Raw genomic sequence first — 20,711 nt, forward strand, 5'->3', positions numbered from 1 at the left:
CGCCGCCGGCACCTCACCGGTCCGCGTGGCGGCCGTGCGGCGGCTCGTCCGACGTGTCGACGCGGGCCGACGTGTCGGACCGAGCCGGTGCCCTGGAGCCCCCGGTGCGTGGGACGGGACGCGTGCGCGGTCCGGTCCCCGCGCCTCCCGTGCGCTCCCCGGTCCGCACCACGGGGATGCGGCCGGTGGGGGTGGTCTCGGTCTCGAGGCCGTCGCGGCCGCCGGTGAAGACGTCGCCGCCGACGCGGGCGTCCTCCCAGTCGTCGTCGCTCAGGACGCTCAGGGTGCCCGTCTCGGTGGACTCGAGGCCGTGGCGCTCGAGCTCGGCGTCGCGCTCCTTGCCGAGGAACTCGCGGTTGGCGGTGTTGGCGTCCTGGAACATCGTGGTCCGGCCGGTGACGATGGCGCGGATGCGTCGGCGTTCCCACCACTTCTTGCCGAAGTACATGAGCACGAGGCCGACCGCCGCGTAGCAGCCCATCGTGATCAGGCCGCGGGCCGGGCCGGGGCCGACGCCGTAGATCTGGTGCTTGATCATGTCGACCATGCTGGAACCGACGACGACGTTGTTGAGCCAGGCGAACGGCTCCGGCATGAACCACTTCGGGTACGCCCCGCCGGACGACGGCATCGACAGGAACACGAAGCAGATCATGGCTGGGGCGGCGATGAACCGGCCGACGAAGTAGCTCAGCCCGTTGACGGCGAGACCGATCGCGACGATCCACCCCCACGCGATGAGCACGAGCTGGATCCAGTGGCCGTGGATGGCGCCGACGACCGGACCGGCGAGCGTGTTCGTGATGAGGGAGATGACGAGGCCGCCGACGACGATGACGGTCATGCGGGTGCGGTGGCGGAGCGGGCCGCCCATGATCCCGATGAACATCGCGACCATGTAGCCGCCGATGCACCAGGCGAGCATGACGTACATCGGGACGGTGCCGTACTCGTCCCACGCGGGCAGGGGAGCGAGCTCGGTGATCTTCGGGGTCGCGACCCCGATGCCGGTCAGGACTGCGCTCAGCGTCGCCGGTACGAGGCTCGCGACCTGGAACTGGTGGGCGCTCGCCTTGAAGAACTCGTTCGTCGCGGGGTCGTACGCGACCGCCATCGAGCCGGCGATGACGTCACGTTTCGCCGCGGCCAGGGAGTCGTAGGTGTGGAACACGAACTCGCCCGGCAAGGCCTTCTGCACGGCGGCGACGAGGGTCGGGTCGCTGCCGACCAGGGCGATCGGCACGTCGTGCGGGTGCGGTGCGTGGAACGCGAAGACGTAGCAGAGGCAGAAGCCGACGATGAAGAACAGCGGCATCCAGAGCTGCAGGCCGATGAGCTGGAGCGACGGGTGCAGCGTCGAGTACCAGCGGCGGTACGCACCGTGCTGCTGCGGTGCCGGCACGGGTGCCTGTCGGCGCGGTGCCGGTCGGGTGGAACCGGCGACCTTCGCGCCGCGACGGGGCTTGGTCCCACGGGCCGAGGGCCGTGTGCTGCGTGGCTTCGGGGCCGACGTCGGCCGGGACCCTCCCGGACGTTCCGGGGTGTCGTCGTTCTTCGGGACGTCGTTCCGCGGCGTGCTCACTCGGCGTTGTGCTCCTGTACTCGATCGGAGCGCCAGGATACGCCCGAGGCCCTCAGGAGCGGCTGCGTGACGCCTGCGCCGAGTCCATCGCGAGTTCTTCGGCGTCGAGGGTCACGAGCACGCGGCGCATGACCTCTTCGTCGAGGTTGCCCTTCTCGCGCTCCTCGAGCACGATCTCGCGTCGGCGGTCGAGCAGCTCGCGCCGGATGTCCTGGATCTGCGAGCCGCGCAGGCGCATCGGGGCGTTGCGCTCCTCGACCTCCTCTTCCTCGGCGTCCTGGCGGAAGGTCTCGACCTGTCGCTCGAGCCGTGCCTTCAGCCGGTTCACCACCGAGTCGACGGCGACGTCGCCGTACTGCTTCGACCAGTCCGGACGACGCTTCTCGAGCAGCTCGATCGCGGCCTCGGTCGTGCGCTGGTTCAGCCGCATCTCGCTCCGGACGTCCTCTTCGCCCTCGGCCGGGTCCTGCACCTTGAGTGCACGGATGACGAAGGGCAGGGTCAGGCCCTGCAGCAGCAGGGTGCCGACGGTGACGAAGAACGCGATGATGAAGATCGTGTCCTGTGCGGGGATCTGCGTCGGGCTCGCGACCACGGACACCGCGGCGGCGAGGGTCACCACGCCGCGCATGCCGGTCCACGAGATGACGGTGAGCTCGCGCCAGTTGAGCTTCGGCTCGGCCGTCCCGCGCATCCACCGCAGCGACGGGTGGCCACGGGAGAGCTTGATGCGCAGCGGACGGAGCCATCGCCCGTTGAAGCGGTTGCGCACGTACGACTCGAAGATGAAGAGGGGCCGCACCAGGATCACCACGCCGAGCACCACGGCCGCGGCGGTGAGCGTCTGGCCGAGACTCCGCTCGCTCTCGACCAGGTCCTGCACCACGGTGTTGAGCTGCAGGCCGATGAGGGCGAAGACGAAGCCCTCGAGGATGACGTCGATGCTGGTCCACAGCGGGCGCTCCTGCAGGCGGGTGGCGTAGCCCTCCTTCGGCGAGTTGTAGCCGATGTACAGGCCGGCCGTGACGACCGCGATGACGCCGGAACCGGACAGGTCCTCGGCGAGGATGTAGGCGACGAAGGGCAGCAGGATGCTCATGATCGTCTCGACCACGGGGTCGTTGAGCCGCATCCGGATCCAGTGCACGACGACACCGAGCACGATGCCGACGGCCAGGCCGACGCCGATCGCCAAGCCGAAGATGCCGAGGTCCTGCCAGACGGTGAGCGATGTCCCCGCGATGATCAGGGTGAACACGCGCACCAGGGTCAGGGACGCGGCGTCGTTGATCAGGCTCTCGCCGGACAGCACCGTCATCACCCGGCGGGGAAGCCCGAGCTTGCGACCGATCGCGGCGGCGGACACCGCGTCCGGCGGAGCGACGATCGCACCGAGCAGGATCGCCGCGGGCAGGGTCATGTCCGGGATCAGGAAGTACGCCACCGCGCCGACCACGAGTGCCGTCACGATGACCAGGAAGATGCCGAGACGCCGGATCTGCTTGATCGACGTCCGGAAGCTCTGCCACGACACGTCGAGCGCCGCCGAGTAGAGCAGCGGCGGCAGGATCACCGTCAGGATCACCTCGGAGTCGATCTCCATCGCGGGGAGCCCCGGCAGGAACGACGCTGCGAGCGCGACCGCCGTCACGAGCAGCGGAGCGGGGAGTCCCTTGGCCCGTGCGAACCCGGTCACCGCGAGCGATCCGACCAACAGGATGAGGAGCTCGACGGTGTCCATGGGACTCATTCTCGCATCGGCATGGTTCCGAATCTGAACGAGTCTGAAGCTCCGGTGAACAGCAGGTTGCCGATCAGGTTTGCTCCGGAGGCCGTCGATGGGGAACACTGGCCCGCGGTGGACATCACACTCATAGTCGTCCTGGTCATCGCGTTGGCCCTCTTCTTCGACTTCACAAACGGTTTTCACGACACCGCCAACGCGATGGCGACTCCGATCGCGACCGGGGCCATGAAGCCCAAGGTCGCGGTCACGGTCGCCGCGGTGCTCAACCTCGTCGGTGCGTTCCTCAGCACCGCGGTGGCGACCTCGATCTCGCACGGCCTCATCAACGAGGGCCCGGGCGGCGTCGCGATCTCACCGGAGATGATCTTCGCGGGGCTCATCGGAGCGGTCGTGTGGAACATGATCACGTGGCTCCGCGGGCTGCCCTCGTCGTCGTCGCACGCGCTGTTCGGCGGACTGATCGGCGCCGCGATCGTCGGCGCCGGGTTCCAGTCCGTCAACTACGTCGCGCTGCTGACGGTCGTCATCATCCCGGCCTTCGCGTCGCCGGTGATCGCGTCGCTCGTGTCGTTCCTGTCGACCCGCATCGCGTACCGGATCACGAAGCGCCCGGTGTTCCCGAACGAGCGCGGCGGCTTCCGCGTCGGGCAGATCTTCACCTCGTCGATGGTGTCGCTCGCGCACGGCACGAACGACGCCCAGAAGACGATGGGTGTCATCACGCTGACGCTGATCGCCTCGGGGGCGCAGTCGTCGAACCAGGGCGTGCAGTTCTGGGTCGTCGTCGCCTGTGCCCTGGCGATCGCCCTCGGCACCTACACGGGCGGGTGGCGCATCATCCGCACGCTCGGGTCCGGCATCACCGAGATCCGGGCCACCCAGGGCTTCGCGGCCGAGGCCTCGACCGCCGCGACGATCCTGGCGTCCAGCCACCTCGGCTTCGCGCTCTCGACCACGCAGGTGTCCTCCGGCTCGATCATCGGCGCCGGGCTCGGCCGCCGCGGCTCGAAGATCCAGTGGTCCACCGCCGGCAAGATCGTCATCGCCTGGTTCATCACGCTGCCCGCCGCCGCAGCCGTGGGCGCAGTGGCTTCGGGCATCGCACGCCTGGGCGTCATCGGCCTCGTGATCGACGCCATCGTCGGCGCCGCCGTGATCCTCGGCCTGTACCTGTGGTCGCTCCGGAAGCCGCACGAGCAGGCCTCGGCCATCGAGGTCGACGTCGCCGCGAACGCCGTGTACACCCGCAAGGAACTGCGCGACCTGCAGCGCAAGAAGCGCGCCGACGCCGTCGCGGACCGCCGCGCAGCTCTGAGCCGCGAGCGCACGCTCCGTCGCATGGCCGCACGCAAGGGAGGCCGTCGCTGATGGGAATCGCGCTTGACGGACGCCGTTTCGCATTCCTCACGGTGGGAGATCACTGATGGGTATCGACTGGTTCGCATTCGTCACCGTGGCGCTCGTCGCCGTGGTCTCGTCGTGCTTCGTCGTCGCCGTGTACTCCGTCGGTCTCCGGTTCTGGAGCGCCGCGGACACCCGCGCGGGCAAGTTCACCGTGAAGGACGACGGCACGATCGGTCCGGCGACCGCCGGGTTCCCGAACCCCGCAGGAGCGACGACCGCGGTGCGTGCCTTCCGTGCGCTCGCGATCCTCTGCTACGCGGTCTGCGGCGCCGTCGTGCTGTACGGCATCTACCTCATCGTCCCCCAGTTCCACTGACGCGGGGTGCGCGCGACGCGCGCTTCGTGAGCAGGAATGGTCGGGTGCGTTCCGACGACCCGACCATTCCTGCTCACCATCCACGGGCACGCGCTGGCTCGCGTCCACCGGACGGGAGGCCCGTGGCGGCCTGGCACCGCGCCTCCCGTCCGGCTGGGTGTGGGCGGCGCTGACGCGACGCGCGCTTCGTGAGCAGAAATGGTCGGGTGCGTTCCGGCGACCCGACCATTCCTGCTCACCAGGTGCGCGCTCCGGACCGGCCGGACGGACTGGGCTAGCCTCGACGTGTGACCGGCAACGAAGCAGCACAGGCCCCCACCGGGGCGCAGACCCGTACCGAGAGCGACTCGCTGGGGTCGCGCGAGGTCCCGATCGACGCCTACTGGGGCATCAACACCCTGCGGGCACTGGAGAACTTCCCGATCACGTCGGTGCCGATCTCGGTGTACCCGGACCTCATCGAGGCGCTCGCCACCGTGAAGCAGGCGGCTGCGCGGGCGAACCGGGCGATCGGGGTCCTCGACGACGAGCGCGCCGACGCCATCGACCGTGCTGCGCAGGAGGTGCGGGACGGCGCCCTGCGTGAGCAGTTCGTCGTCGACATCGTGCAGGGCGGTGCCGGCACGAGCACGAACATGAACACGAACGAGGTCCTGGCGAACCGGGCCCTCGAGCTCCTCGGTCGCGAGCGGGGCGACTACGGGTACCTGCACCCGATCGACCACGTGAACCGCAGCCAGTCGACGAACGACACGTACCCGACGAGCATCAAGATCGCGATGATCTTCTCCGCCCGGCGGCTCATCGAGCAGCTCGAGCAGCTCTCCGCGGCGTTCGCCGAGCGGGGGAACGCCTTCGCCGACGTGCTCAAGGTCGGCCGCACGCAGCTGCAGGACGCCGTGCCGATGACCCTCGGGCAGGAGTTCACCGGCTTCTCGCACACGATCCAGGAGGACGCCGACCTGCTCCGCAAGGTCCTGCCGCTGCTGGCCGAGATGAACCTCGGTGCGACGGCGATCGGCACCGGGATCACCGCGGACCCGCTCTACCGCGACGAGGTCCGCCGGCAGCTGCAGGACGCCAGCGGCATCGACGTCGTGACGGCACCGGACCTGATCGAGGCGACGAGCGACGCCGGCGCCTTCATGACGCTGTCCGGCACGGTGAAGCGCAGTGCCGCGAAGCTCTCGAAGATCTGCAACGACCTGCGGCTGCTCGCGTCCGGGCCGCAGGCGGGACTCGGCGAGATCACCCTGCCGGCGCGCCAGGCGGGCTCGTCGATCATGCCGGGCAAGGTGAACCCGGTGATCCCCGAGGTCGTGAACCAGATCGCGTTCGCCGTGGTCGGCGCCGACACCACCGTGACGATGGCAGCCGAGGGCGGTCAGCTCCAGCTCAACGCGTTCGAGCCGATCATCGCGCACTCGATCCTGCAGTCGCTGCAGTGGATGTCACGGGGCTGTGCGACGTTGCGCGAGCACTGCGTGACGGGCATCGAGGCGAACGAGGCGAAGCTCGCGGCGCAGGTCGACACGAACGTCGGGGTGGTCACGGCCCTGACCCCGTACATCGGCTACGCGGCTGCGGCGTCGATCGCGCACACGGCGCTGACCACGTCGACGCCGATCTCGACGCTCGTCGTGGCTGCCGGTCTGATGGACGAGGACCAGGTGCAGCGCGTGCTGAGCCCGGCGCGGCTGTCCGGCATCGAGCTCGCGACCGGTGCGATCCCGGTGGTCACCGAGGAGATGCTGGACCAAGCGGCGCGCGAGCGCTGACGCGCAACCAGCGCAACCAGCGCGACCAGCGCGACCAGCGCGACCAGCGCAAGCAAGGGCGGCACGACCGCCTCAAGGCATCGGAGTCTCGCCGACGCGCACCTGCTGGGCCACGTCGCGCAGGTGTTCCTGCGCCGGGGTCGGCTCGACGTCCTCGTCGGCGGCGACCTGGGCCGCGGTGGTCCGGACGTTCCGCGCCGCGGCGATGTCGGCGTCCCGCCAGCGGGCGAGCGTGAAGTTGCGGGTGACGTCGCGCAGCGGCAACCGGATCGACTCGTCGGCCTCGATGCCGGCCAGGAGCTGCCGCATCCGGATCACCTCGGAGTCGAGCTCACCGCCGACCACGAGCACGAAGTTCGAGATGTACAGGTAGACGAGCAGCAGGATCCCGCCGCCGAGCCACCCGTACGCACGGTTCCCGCCGCCGATCGTCTCGACGTAGACGGCGAAGCCGAGGGTCGCGAGCGCCCAGGTGACGATGGCGAACGCGGCACCGGCGGACACCCACCGCAGCTGCGGCGTCTTCACGTTCGGGGTCGCGTAGTACAGGACCGCGACCATCACGACGAGGTCGGCGGCGAGCACGGGCCACTTCACGACGTTCCACACGTCGTCGATCCACGGTGCCCACCCGAACGACGCGACGATCGCCGCCGAGATCGTCGGGGTGCCGAGCAGGATCACGATCGCGATCGCCCCGCCCGCCATCACGAGCAGCGTCACGAGGAGCATCATGCTGCGGAACTTCCAGATCCGCCGACCCTCCTCGACCTCGTACGAGGTGTTCATCGCCCGCCCGAACGCCGTCGCGTACCCGGACAGCGACCACAGCGTCAGCACGACGCCGGTCGCGAAGCCGAGCCACGGGTTGTCGAGGGTCAGCAGTTGGCGCAGCGGGGTCTCGAGGTGCTCGGCCGTCTCCGGGCGCAGGATGAACCCGAGCACACCGATGATGTCGGCCAGGCTGTCGCCCTTGCGGTCGACGATCGACAGTGCGGAGACCACGGTCAGCGCGGTGGGGAACACGGTCAGCAGCGCGAAGAACGTCAGCGACGCCGCCGCGTCGACGACGCGGTGCCGGATGACCGAGTGGTAGGTGCGCCGGACGACGGCGCGGACTCCCGTCCGCTGGAGGTCGCGCGATGCGCTGTCCGGCATGCGTTGTACGGTACCCGACACGTGACGGCCTGGAGGCCCGTGGCGGCGCCGCCACGGGCCTCCAGGCCGTCCCGTGGTCGCGTCCGGTGGCCGCTGCCGAGTCTCGGGCTGAGCGACAGATCGCGCGCTGCGCGCCCCGAGGACTGTCGCTGGGGCCGAGTCTCGGCGCAGCGGCCCCGAGTCTCGGGCGTCAGTTGGCGTGGGGGTGCAGGGCGTCGTAGCGGCGGAAGGAGGGGACGAGGCGGAGGAGCAGCGCGACGAGCGCCACGATGAGCACGCCGCCGATGATCGGCGGGTACGCGATGCCGGCCGCCACGACCAGACCCGCGTAGAGGTCGCCGAGCCGCGGGCCTCCTGTGACGACCACGATGAAGATGCCCTGCAGCCGGCCGCGCATGCCGTCCGGCGACGCCGCCTGCAGGATCGTGTTCCGGAACACCGAGCTGACGTTGTCCGCACCGCCGGCCGCCGCCAGGCATAGCGCCGCCAACCCGAGCGCGGGCAGGATCTCGACCGAGAACGACTCGCCCGAGCGTCCGCCGAGCACGTGCGCGAGCGCGATGACGACGCCGAACGCCGCGATCGCGCCGCCGTACGCGGTGATGGCCCACCCGACCGCCTCACCCTGGCGGCGCACGTGTCCGAGCGGCCCGGAGAAGACGCTCGACAGCAGCGCGCCGATCGCGTAGGCGGCCGTGAGGCTGCCCACGGTGATCGATCCGCCGCCGATCACGAGCGCCCCGATCGCGGGGAACAGGACGCGGGGCTGGCCGAACGTCATCGCGACGATGTCGAGCACGAACGTCATGGTGATGTTCTTCGACCGCCGGAGGAATCGCGCGCCCTCGACGAGCGAGCTGAGCCCCGGGCGGAGGGCACCGTGGTCGGCCGCCATCCTCGGCAGCGTGAACACCCCGAGGAACGCGAAGGTGAACAGGACGACGTCGATCGTGTAGGTCGGCGCGAACCCGACGCTCGCGATCAGGACACCGGCGACGGCCGGTCCGACGGTGACCTGGAACCCCGAGGCGATCCCGCCCAGGGCGCTCGCCGCTGGCAGCAGGTCGGTGCCGACGAGTCGCGGCACGATCGCCGAACGCGAGGCGTTGCTGACGGTCGCGGCGACGGCGTTCACGGTCGCCAGGACGTAGAGCAGCGCGACGCTGTGCAGCCCGAGCCACGAGTGTGTGGCGATGAGGGCGACCGCGACCCAGGCGATGATCGACGACACGAGCGCGACCGTTCGGCGGTCGAAGGCGTCCGCGAGCATGCCGCCGTACAGGCCGGCGACCACCATCGGCAGCAGGGCGATGACCCCACGAGCGCCACGGCGAAGGTGGAGTGCGTGATCTCGTACACCTCGAGCCCGACCGCCACCGTGGTCATCTGCGTGCCGATCCCGGCGATGGCGGTGCCCGCCCAGAGCCGGGCGAAGGCGGGGGATCGGCGGAGCGGGGTGAGGTCGGCGAGCAGGCGGCGGCGCGGCGGTGCGGGAGTGGGTCGTGTCACGGTGGAACCATTCTGCGGCCTGGGTGGCCGTTGCGTCTGCCGTTGCCGCGCTCTGGTTGACTGGATCGCATGACTGACCTCAACAGCAAGCCCGAGTTCGACGCGCCCGAGGGCCCGGCCCCCACCGACCTCGTCATCACCGACATCGTCGAGGGCTCCGGCGAGGAAGCGTCCGCTGGCTCGACCGTCAAGGTGCACTACGCCGGCGTCGAGTACGAGACCGGCGAGGAGTTCGACAGCTCGTGGAACCGCGGTGAGCCCATCGACTTCCCGCTCGCAGCGCTCGTGCGCGGCTGGCAGGAGGGCATCCCCGGCATGAAGGTCGGCGGTCGCCGCAAGCTCGTCGTCCCGCCGGAGCTCGCCTACGGTCCCGCCGGTGGCGGCCACTTCCTGTCCGGCAAGACCCTGATCTTCGTGATCGACCTGCTCGGGGTGCGCTGATGCAGGTCGGTGCCCCGACCATCGAGCTGAACGACGGCCACCGGTTCCCGGAGCTCGGCCTCGGCACCTACGGCCTGAACGGCGACGAGGGTGCGGCCGCGGTCGGCACCGCGATCGCCAGCGGCTACCGGCTGCTCGACACGGCGCTGAACTACGGCAACGAAGATGCCGTCGGCCGCGCCGTCCGCGAGTCCGACGTGGCACGCGAGGACCTCGTCGTCACGTCGAAGCTCCCCGGTCGACACCACGGCTACGACGAGGCGCACCGCTCGATCGACGAGACCCTGGGCAACCTCGGGCTCGACCACGTCGACCTGTACCTGATCCACTGGCCGAACCCGTCGGTGGACCGGTTCGTCGACACCTGGAAGGCGTTCGTCGACCTGCGTGACAGCGGCAAGGTCCGCTCGATCGGCGTCTCGAACTTCACTCCGGAGCACCTGCGCCGCATCATCGACGCGACCGGTGTCGCCCCGGCCGTGAACCAGGTCGAGCTGCACCCGTACTTCCCGCAGGCAGAACTGCGGAAGGTGCACCAGGAGCTCGGCATCGTGACCGAGAGCTGGAGCCCGCTCGCGGTCCGGTCGGAGCTCCTCACCGAGCAGCCGATCACCGACGCCGCAGCGGCCCACGGCGTGACCCCCGGCCAGGTCGTGCTGCGGTGGCACGTCCAGCTCGGTGCCGTGCCGGTGCCGAAGTCGGCCGACGCCACCCGGCAGCGCGAGAACCTCGACGTGTTCGGCTTCGAGCTGACCGACGCCGAGGTGCAGGCCATCTCCGGCCTCGAGCGCGGTCGGCTGTGGGACGCAGACCCGGACACGCACGAAGAGATGTGACCGACGACCCTTCGGGAACTGCGGGCCTCCAGCGGGCAGTACACTGGATTCCCCTCTTCCCGAAGGGTTGCGTGTGTCCGAACCGACCGAGATCGACCGCGAGCGCGGCTACGTGGACGGCCTCTTCCGCCGTCTCGACGAGCTGACCGCCGAGGCCGAGCAGCGTCTCGCCGAGACCCGTCGTCAGGCGGTCGGCGGGAACCACCAGAGCCGCAGCGAGCGCGACGCGTACGCCCGACTCTACGAAGACACCGTGGCGACCCTGGAGCGCGTGGGGGACCGTCTGGTCTTCGGCCGGCTCGAGGTCTCCGAGCCCGACAGCTCCGAGGACGCCTTCCGGTACATCGGCCGGGTGGGGCTCCGCGACGCCGATCACCGTCCGCTGCTGCTCGACTGGCGTGTGCCCGGTGCCAGCGCGTTCTACCAGGCCACCGCGGCGCACCCGATGGGGATGCGCTCGCGTCGCCACCTGTCGCTCGAGGGCCGTCGCGTGGTCGGCGTCGAGGACGAGGTGTTCGACGCCTCGCTCTACGACGACGAGCGCACCCACCTGCAGGGCGAGGGGGCGCTGCTGGCCGCGGTGACCGCCGAGCGCACCGGCCGGATGACCGACATCGTCGCCACCATCCAGGGCGAGCAGGACCGCATCATCCGTTCACCGCTCGAGGGTGTCCTGATCGTGCAGGGCGGCCCCGGCACCGGCAAGACCGCCGTGGCGCTGCACCGTGCCGCGTACCTGCTGTACTCGTACCGCGAGCGGCTGCGGGGCTCCGGCGTCCTGATGGTCGGCCCGTCGCCGGCGTTCCTGACCTACATCGAGCAGGTGCTGCCGTCGCTCGGTGAGACGGGCGTCGTGATGGCCTCGCTCGGTTCGCTCTACCCGGGGGTGCACGCGACGACCCACGACGCCCGTGACGTCGCCGCCGTGAAGGGCTCCGCGCAGACGGCTGCGCTCCTGCGCCGCGCCGTGCGGTCCCGCCAGGTGGTGCCGACCGAGTCGGTGACCCTCGACGTCGAGGGCGAGCGGCTCGTGGTGCCGCCGCAGCTCGTGGCCGATGCGATGAAGCGCGCCCAGGACCGCGGCAAGCCCCACAACGCCGCGCGCGTGACGTTCAACAAGCTGGCGCTCGACGCGATGACCCGGCTGCTCGCCGAACAGCTGCGCGAGCGTGGGACGACGGTGGACGAAGCCGACGAGAAGGTCCTGCGCGAGGACATCCGGAGCTCCTACGACGCCCGGGTGCTGCTCAACACCGCGTGGCTGCCGCTGCCCCCGGAGAAGTTCCTCGAGGACCTGTACGCCCGTCCGAACTGGCTCGCCTCGCTGACCCCGGACTGGACCCCGGAGCGCCGTGCCCTGCTGCAGCGCGCACGCGGTGGTGCCTGGACGGTCGAGGACGTCCCCCTGCTCGACGAGGCCGCCGAACTGCTCGGCCCGTTCGACCCGACCGGCGGCGCCGCCAAGCGCGCGGCGAAGGCCAGCCGGAACCGTGACATCGAGAACGCGCGGCAGGCGATCGAGAACATGGGCGTCGAGGGCATCGTCACTGCCGAACAGGTCGCCGGCTCGTTCGCCGAGGGTGGCGACCCCGCTCGACCGCGGAGCGCGCCGCCGACGACCGCGAGTGGACCTACGGGCACATCGTGGTCGACGAGGCGCAGGAGCTCTCGCCGATGCAGTGGCGCGTGCTCGCCCGCCGCAACCCGCTGCGCTCCTTCACGATCGTCGGCGACATGGCGCAGGGCTCCTCGCCCGGGGCCGCGCGCACCTGGGACGACGTGCTCGGCGCGCTCGCCCGCCGACGCCGTGGCCGGGCACCGCTCGTGCCGCTCGACCACCGCATCGAGCAGCTCACCGTGAACTACCGCACCCCGCGGTCGATCGTCGAGGCCGCCGGCGTGTTCGCCGACGGCGCCGGCCTGACCGTCACCCGCAACGAGGCCGTGCGCGACGGCGACCCCGTCGAGCGCGTCCGCGTCGCCCGCGCCGACCTGCTCGACACGGTCGTGTCGGTCGCCGATGCCGAACGGTCGCGGATCGGTGCCGGCACCATCGGCGTGATCGTCCCCGAGTCCGAGGTCGACGCCGTCCGGCAGCGGCTCACGCGCACCGAGGCCGACGTGCGCGGGCTCGCCTCGCCGCACGCCGGGTCGCTCACGGTGCTGACCGGGGCCGACGCCAAGGGCCTCGAGTTCGACGGCGTGCTGCTCGTCGACCCCGACCGGGTCGGTGCCGACGCTGCGCGCCCGGCGGCCGCGGTCTACGTCGCGATGACCCGTCCGACGCGGCGCCTGACGATCATCGACGTCGACTGATCCGCGGGTCGCGCGCTCCCGCGGCCACTTCGTGAGCAGAAACGGTCGGGTCGGCGGCGCGGACGCGACCATTCCTGCTCACGATCCGCGGCGGTACGGCCGACGCGGTGCGGACGGGAGGCCCGTGGCGGCTCCGCCACACCCCCGCCGTCTCAGGACGGGTCGCCTGCAGAGCGGACGCGCGCGACGAGGTCGGCCCACGCGCCGTCGAGGCGGCGACCCGGGATCGTCACGGTCGTGCGCTCGACGGTGATCGTCCACGTGAAGTCGTCGGGGACCGGCGGCCCGGCCGACGCCGTCGCGGGGGTCCGGGGAGCGCGTCGACGACCTCGGACCACGCCGCGGGGTCGGCGCTCGTGTCGGTGTCGACCCGCCAGTGCCGCGTGGTACCGGCGAAGCCCCCGGAACGACGGACCTCGATGCGCATGCTCCCGACCGTACGCCGGTGCGTGGCGCTCGATCGTCTCAGTCGAGGACGCCCACCGTCCGCCAGGCATCCTGCACCGCGGTGTGCTCCGCGGAACCGGCGCCGAACCGGGACCGAGCGGCGTCGATCGTCACGGCGGCGAACCCGGCGAAGTCGATCGAGGCGGTGACGGACTCCGAGGTCAGGGCGTCCCACCACACGGCACCGGCGCCCTGCCAGACGTACCCGCCGATCGCGGTCGCCGCCAGGAAGAACGCGTGGTTCGGGATGCCGGAGTTCGTGTGCACCCCGCCGGCGTCGTCGGTCGTCACGACGAAGTCGGCCATCGTCGCGGGCTGCGGGTCCTTGCCGAGCACCGGGTCGTCGTAGGCGGTGCCCGGGGCCCGCATCGAGCGCAGGGCGTCGCCGCGCACGGCATCGGTGAAGAGCCCCTCGCCGATGAGCCAGCTCGCCTGCTCGGCGGTCTGCCCGGCCGCGTACTGGGCGACGAGGGAGCCGAACACGTCGCTGATCGACTCGTTGAGTGCCCCGGACTGCCCCTGGTAGGTCAGGTCGGCGGTGTACTGCGTGACGCCGTGCGCCAGTTCGTGCCCGATGACGTCGAGCGCGATCGTGAAGCGTCGGAACACCTCGTCGTCGCCGTCGCCGAACACCATCCGGCTGCCGTCCCAGTAGGCGTTGTCGTAGTCCTGCCCGAAGTGGACCGTGGCGTCGAGGGGGAGCCCGGCGCCGTCGATCGACACCCGGCCGAAGACGTCGAGCCAGAAGGCGTGGGTCGCGCCGAGGCCCGCGTACGCCTCGTCGACGGCCGCGTCGCCGGTGTCGGGGTCGCCCTCGTGCCGGACGACCGTGCCGGGCAGCGTCGTCGTGCCGCGGGCATCGGCGATCGTGCGCTGGGGCGACCGGTCGACCGCGCCGCTGCCGTTGACGCTGACACCGCGCGGGGCGACCAGGTGCCGGTGCTTCGGGCGCTGCACGAGCTCGAGCGACGCCAGGGCGGTGCGCGCGGCCGAAGCCGCACGGGGAACTCGGTCGCCTGGGCCACGGCGTGGAGCAGGTAGGGCGGGACGACGGAGCGCCGGCTGTCGGTCGGGGTCATGCGCTCATGCAACCACCGGGCACCGACACCCCGGCCGTGGGTCAGTCGCGCTTGCGGTTCTCGACCAGGCCGAGCGCGTACGACTCCCACCACTGCCCGGCGGCCGGTCCGCCGTTGCACGTGCCGTCGCTGAGCCCCGGCGTCTTGACCCAGAGCAGGGCGTCGAGCCGGCTCGATCCACCGGTGACGTGCGGGTCCTGGCCGAGGCCCGCGCCTTCGGGGTTGCACCAGGTCCCGCGCCAGCCCTGACCGTTGCGGGACACGTCGATGACGAAGTGCGGGTCACCACCGATCGCGTCGGCGAGTTCGTCGGCGTAGGCGCGTTCCTGGTCGACGCGGTAGAAGTTCGACACGTTCGTGAAGAAGCCCTGCACCTCGTCGACACCCGCCTGACGCAGCCAGTCGGCCATCGTCGCGGTCAGGACACGGTTCTCGTTGCCGCCGTCGAGGTACACCGTCAGTCCGTGCCCGGTCAGCGCGTCCACGGCCTCGCGGAGCAGGGGAGCCGGGAGTCGCGGAGGCGCTCGCAGTTCTGGATCTGTGCGATCGCGTCCGGTTCGACGAGCACGACGGCCTTCGAGCCGGCCATCGCGCGGACGGCGGAGCGGACCCAGGGCAGGTACGCGTCGTCGGTGGTGCCGCCCTTCGAGTAGCTGCCGCAGTCGCGGTCCGGCACGGTGTACAGCACGAACACCGGGGTGGCCCGCTGCTGCTCGGCGTTCCGGACGACGGCGCGGATCGTCGCGCGCGTCTCGGACCGCGAGGTGTTCGTGAGCCAGGTCGCGATCGGCTGGTCGGCGATGCGGGCGATCTGCGCCGCGGTGTCGTCGTGTCCGGCGGCGCGGGCCTGGCGCTCGCGGATGCCCGGCTGGTTCACGTCCGACGGCTGGTGCGCGAGGCCGCCGGGGAACGCCTGTTCCACGGTCTTCCGCGTCACGACGTCCCGTCCGCTCGCCGTCGGGTCGGCGTCCGGCCCACTGCCGTGCGGCACGACGACCACGAGCGTCGTGACGACCGCCGCGACGCCGACGACCGCGGCCGTGATCCACAGCCACTGACGTCGCGCGGACGCACGCTTCCCCTGGTGCTCCGGCATCCGGCGGTCCTCCCTGTTCGCACCCATGCTGACAGGTGCGGGGAAGTCCTGACCAGGACGCCGGGGTGTTCGTCCAGGTCGGCCGACGGGTTCTGCCAGGAGCGCTCCAGCGGGCGTGCAGGGCGGTACCGCAGACTGGCGGGATGTTCCGTCGACTCCTCCTCCTCGCCGTGACCGCGGCGTACGCCTGGGTGATCTGGCGGATGACGCTGACCCCGCAGGTGTTCACGTCGGCACAGAACTCGTTCGTCCTGCACGCGATCGCCTGGGTGCAGCAGCTGCCGCACGGCACCTGGTTCACGTACGAGCGCACCGAGTTCCTCGCCAACATCGCGATGTTCGTGCCGGTCGGCATGCTCGCCGCGCTCTGGTTGCCGCGGCGCTGGTGGATCCTCGGAGCCCTGGTCGCGGTGGCCCTGTCGACCGGCATCGAGTTCGCGCAGGCCACCTACCTGCCGTACCGCGTCGCCGACCCCCGCGACGTGCTGTCGAACGGCCTCGGCGGTCTGCTCGGCGCGACCCTCGTCGGACTCGTCCGCAGTCTGCTGCCGGCCCCGCGTCGTCGTCGCCTGCGCGCCAGGACCGCCTAGGACTCTGGTAGTCTTGCGCGGTTGCCGTCGAACGGCCGCGGACAAAGAGCGCTCGTGCATCAGGCACGGGCACCGCGCAACGGACTGAAAGGGGATCTACGCATGGCACTTGACGCGAAGGTCAAGCAGGAGATCATCGAAGAGTACGCGACCCACCCGGGCGACACCGGTTCCCCCGAGGTCCAGGTCGCCGTTCTGACGCGTCGTATCAACGACCTGAACGAGCACCTCAAGGAGCACAAGCACGACCACCACTCGCGTCGTGGTCTGCTGCTCATGGTCGGTCAGCGTCGCCGTCTCCTCGGTTACCTCTCCGACGTCGACATCGCCCGCTACCGTGCGCTCATCGAGCGCCTCGGCCTGCGCCGCTAGTCGACGCCTCACGGCTTGACTGAACGCCCCGGTCCTCCTCGCGAGGACCGGGGCGTTCTCCGTTCCGGGAATGGTTGCGCGCTGTGTGTGGTTCAGTACCATGTTCATGCAAACGCATCGAAAGTCGGGAACCACCATGACCACCATCGCCGTCGTCTCCGCCGGACTCTCCGAGCCCAGCTCCACCCGCCTGCTCGCCGACCGCCTGGGCGAGGCCGCCGTCGCCGCGCTCGTCGCCGAGGGCACGCCCGCGCACGTCCTGCACGTCGAGCTCCGGCCGCTCGCGCACGAGATCACCGACGCGATGCTCACCGGCTTCGCGGCGCCCGCGCTGTCCGCCGCCATGGCTGCAGTGGTCGAGGCCGACGCCGTCGTCTTCGTCACGCCGATCTTCACGGCCGGCGTCAGCGGTCTCGCGAAGTCGTTCCTCGACGTCCTCGACAAGGACGCCCTCGCCGACCTGCCCGTCCTGCTCGGCGCCACTGGCGGGACCTCGCGGCACTCGCTCGCCATCGACCACGCCCTGCGTCCGGTCTTCGCGTACCTCCGCGCAGCGGTGGTGCCGACCGGCGTGTTCGCCGCGACCGACGACTGGGGGAGTGACGGCGACGCCGCGGCCCTGGACGGACGCATCCGCCGGGCCGGAGCGGACCTGGCCTGGGCGATCCGGGCCTCCCGGCGGGCCCCGCAGGAAGCCGACGCGCTCCCCGCGACCGTGGACTTCGCGAGCCTGCTCGGTGGCCTCGGCCACTGACCTGGACCGCTGACCCGCGGCGCGCTCTAGGCGGACCACAGGGTTCGTGGGGTCGGCGTGCGGCCGGCTGGCGGCTCGCTCATCGGTGTGCTCGGGAACCTCGTCGTGACGACGAGGAGGACCGATGGACACCAGAGGCAACGGCAAGCGATCCGCACGGGTCACGAGTGCGCTCGTGAGCCTGGGCGGACTCGCGGTCGCGACGGTCACGGGTGCCGGGCTGTGGTTCGGGCACGAGCAGGCCAGCACGACGACGACCGACACGTCCACGAGCACGAGCACCGCGACGGACTCCGGTTCGGGTACCGGGACGTCGAGTGACGCCACCACCGGCTCCGGGTCCTCGTCCTCCTCGTCGTCGAACGACACGTCGACCGACACGTCGACCGACTCGTCGAATGAAACGTCGACCGACAGCGGCACGAGCAGCAGCGACACCGGCGTCTCGCAGGGCACCACCGGTGGGTCGTCCGACACGACGACGACGGGATCGTGACCGTGCGCGCCGCCGCCGAGTGGGACCTCTGGACCACCAACGCCCGGGTCGTCCTCGACCACCGCGACCGCCGCCACCTCGCCGCCGCCGAGTCCTGCGTCCGCGAGGTCACCGCCGCCGTCGACGCCGCGTGCAGCCGGTTCCGCGCCGACTCCGAGCTCGTGGCCCGCGCCGAGGACCTGGTGCGCGGTGCCGAGGTCTCGCCCCTGCTGGCGACGCTCGTGCACCAGGCCGTCGACGCCGCACGGCTGTCCGACGGGGACGTCGACCCGACGCTCGGACGGCGCATGGTGTCCCTCGGGTACGACGCCGCGTTCGCCGACGCGCCCCCGGTCCCGTCACCCGACGCCGTCGCCCGAGCGCTCGACGACCGCCCGGCGTGGCAGCGGATCCTGCTGTCCGGCACGTTCCTGCGGGTCCCCGAGGGCGTCACGCTCGACCTCGGCGCCACGGCGAAGGCCGCCGCCGCGGACATGGCGGCCGCGAGCATCACCGCGCGGCTCGGCATCGGCGCCCTCGTCTCGCTCGGCGGGGACGTCGCCACGGCCGGCCCGGACCCCTCCGGCGGCTGGCAGGTGCGTGTGCAGGACCTGGCGGACGACCCCGTCGACCACGTCCGGATCGCCTCCGGGTGGTCCGTCGCGACCTCGAGCACGCAGAAGCGCCGCTGGGAGCAGGACGGGACCGCGCGGCACCACATCCTCGATCCGCGGTGGGGCCTGCCCGCCGAACCGGTGTGGCGGTCGGTGACGGTCGTCGCCCCCTCGTGCACCACCGCCAACACGATGACCACCGCCGCGGTCGTCCGGGGGCACGGCGCCGTGGAGTGGCTCCGGCAGAGCGGCCGTGCGGCACGGCTCGTCGCGGCCGACGGATCGGTGCTGCGGATCGGCGGATGGCCCGACGACCAGGTCGACCACGTCGACCGGGCGGACGCCGCCTGATGGACACCGCGCTCTGGGTGGTCGGCCGCGGCACGGGCGTCGCCGCCGTCGTGCTCCTGACCCTGACGGTCCTGCTCGGCATCGTGACCCGCGGCGGACGACCGCTCCCCGGCCTGCCGCGGTTCGGCGTGCAACTCGTGCACCGGGACGTCGCCCTGGCGTCCACCGTGTTCGTGGCCGTGCACGTGGTGACGCTGCTGCTGGACACCGAGGCCGAACTGCGCCTGCTGGACGCCGTCGTGCCGTTCGTCGGGGCGTACCGCTGGTTCTGGCTCGGGCTCGGCACCCTGGCGGTGGACCTGCTCGTGGTGCTCGTCGTCACGGGGATGCTCCGCCGGGTGATCGGTCCTCGGGTGTTCCGCGCCGTGCACTGGACCGCCTACGCCATGTGGCCGATCGCGATGACGCACGCGATCGGCACCGGGACCGACGGCACGTCCGCCTGGTTCCTGGTGGTCGCCGGGGGCTGCGCCGCCGCCGTCCTCGGAGCCGTCGCCTGGCGCTGCACGGCCGGCGTCACCGCGTTCCGTCCGACCCCGAAGGAGGCCCTCCCGATGACCCTGGCCCACCCACTCACCGTGCCACCACCCGCCGGCACGCAGCGACTCCTCGCAGCCCCCGGCCCCGGACTCGACGCCCACCACCGCACGCACGGGCCGCTGCCGCACGTGGGACCCGGGATCATCGACGAGATCGGTCTCGCCGGGGTCGACGGCCGCGGCGGAGCCGGGTTCCCGCTCGCCCGCAAGCTCGACGCCGTGGCGGGCCGGACCCGCCGCGGCAGCCGCGGTGCCCCGATCGTCATCGCCAACGGCGCCGAGGGGGAACCCGCCAGCCGCAAGGACGCCGTCCTGCTCGAACGCGCACCGCACCTGGTGCTCGACGGCATCGTCGTCGTGGCGCAGGCGATCGGTGCGACCGAGGCCGTGGTCGCCACGAGCGCACGGCTCGCCGATCGGGTCCGGCAGGCACTGGCCGAACGCACCGACGGCCAGCGCGGCACCGGCACCGACCCGGTCGCCATCGAGGTCCGCGCCCTGCCGCACACCAGCTTCGTCGCCGGGCAGGCCACGGCGCTCGCCTCCGCCGTCGCTGGAGGCCGAGGCCTGCCGGAGGACCGTGTCGTGCGGCTCGCCGACCGTGGCCCGAGCGGTCACCCCACCCTCGTGTCGAACGTCGAGACCCTCGCCCAGGCGGCACTCGTCGCACGGTACGGGGCGGCGTGGGCGCGGAGCGTCGGCAGCGCGAACGCTCCCGGCACCCGTCTCGTGACGGTCAGCGACGTGACCGACCCGGGCGGTGCCGTGGTGCTGGAGACCGCGGGGGGTGCGCCGCTCGGGCAGCTGCTGGGGGCCTCCCGGCTGCCGGCGGCCGACCCGCGACGGACGCGAGCCGTCCTGCTCGGCGGGTGGGGCGGCACCTGGGTGCCGGCCGCAGCGCTCGACGCGCCCTTCGACGTCGACGGGCTCGCACCGTGGGGTGCGGCGCCCGGGGCGGGCGTGCTGGCCGTGCTCGACGACCGGACCTGCCCGGTCGGGGTCACCGCGGGCCTCGCCGCGGCGCTCGCCGGGGCGTCCGCCGGCCGCTGCGGGCCGTGCGTGAACGGGTTGCCGCGGATCGCCGACGTGGTCGCCGACCTGGCCTCCGGGCGTCGGGCGGGCGACCTGGCCGGCGAGGTCCGGCGGGTCGCTGCCCTCGTCGACGGACGTGGGGCCTGCCACCACCCGGACGGCGTCGCGCGGATGGTGCGGAGCGCCCTCGACGTGTTCCACGACGACGTCCAGGCGCACCTGCGGGGCGCGTGCCTGGTCGGGGGACGACGGTGAGTGGCGCACCGGGCGGTGCA

Annotated in this window: 18 protein-coding genes and 1 pseudogene; 12 read left to right on the forward strand and 7 right to left on the reverse strand. The window is 71.8% G+C overall.

Features of this window, described 5'->3' with window-relative positions; genetic code table 11:
* Positions 1-13 precede the first annotated feature (13 nt).
* Complete coding sequence (locus ACZZ0J_RS19070) at positions 14-1,582, reverse strand: ABC transporter permease (protein WP_463438010.1); 1,569 nt, start codon at positions 1,580-1,582, stop codon at positions 14-16.
* Between the two features lie 52 nt (positions 1,583-1,634).
* The gene (locus ACZZ0J_RS19075) at positions 1,635-3,323 is read right to left on the reverse strand and encodes a cation:proton antiporter (RefSeq protein WP_463438011.1); all 1,689 of its coding nucleotides are present in this window, start codon (positions 3,321-3,323) and stop codon (positions 1,635-1,637) included.
* A 117-nt stretch (positions 3,324-3,440) separates the two neighbouring features.
* Between ACZZ0J_RS19075 and ACZZ0J_RS19080 the strand changes: the two genes are divergently transcribed.
* The 3 genes from ACZZ0J_RS19080 (at position 3,441) to ACZZ0J_RS19090 (ending at position 6,827) form a co-directional block, all read left to right on the forward strand.
* Positions 3,441-4,697, forward strand: a complete 1,257-nt coding sequence (locus ACZZ0J_RS19080) for an inorganic phosphate transporter (RefSeq protein ID WP_123673409.1) — start codon at positions 3,441-3,443, stop codon at positions 4,695-4,697.
* 55 nt (positions 4,698-4,752) lie between these two features.
* The gene (locus ACZZ0J_RS19085) at positions 4,753-5,049 is read left to right on the forward strand and encodes a hypothetical protein (protein ID WP_123293936.1); all 297 of its coding nucleotides are present in this window, start codon (positions 4,753-4,755) and stop codon (positions 5,047-5,049) included.
* Positions 5,050-5,336: 287 nt separating this feature from the next.
* Positions 5,337-6,827, forward strand: a complete 1,491-nt coding sequence (locus ACZZ0J_RS19090; protein WP_111084566.1) for an aspartate ammonia-lyase — start codon at positions 5,337-5,339, stop codon at positions 6,825-6,827.
* Positions 6,828-6,899: 72 nt separating this feature from the next.
* Here the strand turns inward: ACZZ0J_RS19090 and ACZZ0J_RS19095 are convergent, their stop codons facing one another.
* Together ACZZ0J_RS19095 and ACZZ0J_RS19100 are read right to left on the reverse strand one after the other, a co-directional pair.
* Complete coding sequence (locus ACZZ0J_RS19095) at positions 6,900-7,985, reverse strand: YihY/virulence factor BrkB family protein (RefSeq protein WP_194648102.1); 1,086 nt, start codon at positions 7,983-7,985, stop codon at positions 6,900-6,902.
* Between the two features lie 190 nt (positions 7,986-8,175).
* The gene (locus ACZZ0J_RS19100; protein WP_463438012.1) at positions 8,176-9,282 is read right to left on the reverse strand and encodes an MFS transporter; all 1,107 of its coding nucleotides are present in this window, start codon (positions 9,280-9,282) and stop codon (positions 8,176-8,178) included.
* A 281-nt stretch (positions 9,283-9,563) separates the two neighbouring features.
* Between ACZZ0J_RS19100 and ACZZ0J_RS19105 the strand changes: the two genes are divergently transcribed.
* The 3 genes and pseudogenes from ACZZ0J_RS19105 (at position 9,564) to ACZZ0J_RS19115 (ending at position 13,087) form a co-directional block, all read left to right on the forward strand.
* Complete coding sequence (locus ACZZ0J_RS19105; protein WP_123293932.1) at positions 9,564-9,935, forward strand: FKBP-type peptidyl-prolyl cis-trans isomerase; 372 nt, start codon at positions 9,564-9,566, stop codon at positions 9,933-9,935.
* Positions 9,935-10,771, forward strand: a complete 837-nt coding sequence (locus tag ACZZ0J_RS19110; protein WP_111084570.1) for an aldo/keto reductase — start codon at positions 9,935-9,937, stop codon at positions 10,769-10,771. Before ACZZ0J_RS19105 ends, ACZZ0J_RS19110 begins: the two co-directional genes overlap by 1 nt.
* Before the next feature lie 73 nt (positions 10,772-10,844).
* Positions 10,845-13,087: pseudogene (locus ACZZ0J_RS19115) on the forward strand (HelD family protein).
* A 465-nt stretch (positions 13,088-13,552) separates the two neighbouring features.
* On the opposite strand, the gene ACZZ0J_RS19120 reads toward ACZZ0J_RS19115, so the two are convergent.
* From ACZZ0J_RS19120 to ACZZ0J_RS19130, 3 genes are all read right to left on the reverse strand, one after another.
* Positions 13,553-14,491, reverse strand: a complete 939-nt coding sequence (locus ACZZ0J_RS19120) for a M4 family metallopeptidase (RefSeq protein ID WP_463438013.1) — start codon at positions 14,489-14,491, stop codon at positions 13,553-13,555.
* A 163-nt stretch (positions 14,492-14,654) separates the two neighbouring features.
* On the reverse strand, positions 14,655-15,098 hold the full coding sequence (locus ACZZ0J_RS19125) for a glycoside hydrolase family 6 protein (protein ID WP_463438014.1): 444 nt from the start codon (positions 15,096-15,098) through the stop codon (positions 14,655-14,657).
* Complete coding sequence (locus ACZZ0J_RS19130; RefSeq protein WP_463438015.1) at positions 15,086-15,709, reverse strand: glycoside hydrolase family 6 protein; 624 nt, start codon at positions 15,707-15,709, stop codon at positions 15,086-15,088. The genes ACZZ0J_RS19125 and ACZZ0J_RS19130 overlap by 13 nt, the downstream gene beginning before the upstream one ends.
* A 143-nt stretch (positions 15,710-15,852) precedes the next feature.
* On the opposite strand from ACZZ0J_RS19130, the gene ACZZ0J_RS19135 reads away from it, so the two are divergent.
* The 6 genes from ACZZ0J_RS19135 to ACZZ0J_RS19160 all read left to right on the forward strand — a co-directional run bounded on the left by ACZZ0J_RS19135 (position 15,853) and on the right by ACZZ0J_RS19160 (position 20,691).
* The gene (locus tag ACZZ0J_RS19135) at positions 15,853-16,299 is read left to right on the forward strand and encodes a VanZ family protein (protein ID WP_123293926.1); all 447 of its coding nucleotides are present in this window, start codon (positions 15,853-15,855) and stop codon (positions 16,297-16,299) included.
* Positions 16,300-16,401: 102 nt separating this feature from the next.
* Positions 16,402-16,671, forward strand: a complete 270-nt coding sequence (gene rpsO / locus ACZZ0J_RS19140; RefSeq protein ID WP_070416523.1) for a 30S ribosomal protein S15 — start codon at positions 16,402-16,404, stop codon at positions 16,669-16,671.
* A gap of 136 nt (positions 16,672-16,807) precedes the next feature.
* Complete coding sequence (locus tag ACZZ0J_RS19145; protein ID WP_123293925.1) at positions 16,808-17,425, forward strand: CE1759 family FMN reductase; 618 nt, start codon at positions 16,808-16,810, stop codon at positions 17,423-17,425.
* A gap of 124 nt (positions 17,426-17,549) precedes the next feature.
* Positions 17,550-17,921, forward strand: a complete 372-nt coding sequence (locus ACZZ0J_RS19150) for a hypothetical protein (protein WP_463438016.1) — start codon at positions 17,550-17,552, stop codon at positions 17,919-17,921.
* Entirely contained in the window at positions 17,918-18,865 is a 948-nt protein-coding gene (locus ACZZ0J_RS19155; RefSeq protein WP_463438017.1) for an FAD:protein FMN transferase, read from the forward strand. Before ACZZ0J_RS19150 ends, ACZZ0J_RS19155 begins: the two co-directional genes overlap by 4 nt.
* Complete coding sequence (locus tag ACZZ0J_RS19160) at positions 18,865-20,691, forward strand: NADH-ubiquinone oxidoreductase-F iron-sulfur binding region domain-containing protein (RefSeq protein ID WP_463438018.1); 1,827 nt, start codon at positions 18,865-18,867, stop codon at positions 20,689-20,691. The genes ACZZ0J_RS19155 and ACZZ0J_RS19160 overlap by 1 nt, the downstream gene beginning before the upstream one ends.
* Positions 20,692-20,711 lie beyond the last annotated feature (20 nt).

The sequence above is a fragment of the Curtobacterium sp. AC272 genome (assembly GCF_979258155.1).

Coding starts and splice junctions, on each gene's coding strand:
- ACZZ0J_RS19075 (WP_463438011.1), bottom strand. CDS start 3,323: ATGGACACCGTCGAGCTCCTCATCCTGTTGGTCGGATCGCTCGCGGTG.
- ACZZ0J_RS19085 (WP_123293936.1), top strand. CDS start 4,753: ATGGGTATCGACTGGTTCGCATTCGTCACCGTGGCGCTCGTCGCCGTG.
- ACZZ0J_RS19095 (WP_194648102.1), bottom strand. CDS start 7,985: ATGCCGGACAGCGCATCGCGCGACCTCCAGCGGACGGGAGTCCGCGCC.
- ACZZ0J_RS19100 (WP_463438012.1), bottom strand. CDS start 9,282: ATGGTGGTCGCCGGCCTGTACGGCGGCATGCTCGCGGACGCCTTCGAC.
- ACZZ0J_RS19105 (WP_123293932.1), top strand. CDS start 9,564: ATGACTGACCTCAACAGCAAGCCCGAGTTCGACGCGCCCGAGGGCCCG.
- ACZZ0J_RS19110 (WP_111084570.1), top strand. CDS start 9,935: ATGCAGGTCGGTGCCCCGACCATCGAGCTGAACGACGGCCACCGGTTC.
- ACZZ0J_RS19130 (WP_463438015.1), bottom strand. CDS start 15,709: ATGCCGGAGCACCAGGGGAAGCGTGCGTCCGCGCGACGTCAGTGGCTG.
- ACZZ0J_RS19135 (WP_123293926.1), top strand. CDS start 15,853: ATGTTCCGTCGACTCCTCCTCCTCGCCGTGACCGCGGCGTACGCCTGG.
- rpsO (WP_070416523.1), top strand. CDS start 16,402: ATGGCACTTGACGCGAAGGTCAAGCAGGAGATCATCGAAGAGTACGCG.
- ACZZ0J_RS19145 (WP_123293925.1), top strand. CDS start 16,808: ATGACCACCATCGCCGTCGTCTCCGCCGGACTCTCCGAGCCCAGCTCC.
- ACZZ0J_RS19150 (WP_463438016.1), top strand. CDS start 17,550: ATGGACACCAGAGGCAACGGCAAGCGATCCGCACGGGTCACGAGTGCG.
- ACZZ0J_RS19160 (WP_463438018.1), top strand. CDS start 18,865: ATGGACACCGCGCTCTGGGTGGTCGGCCGCGGCACGGGCGTCGCCGCC.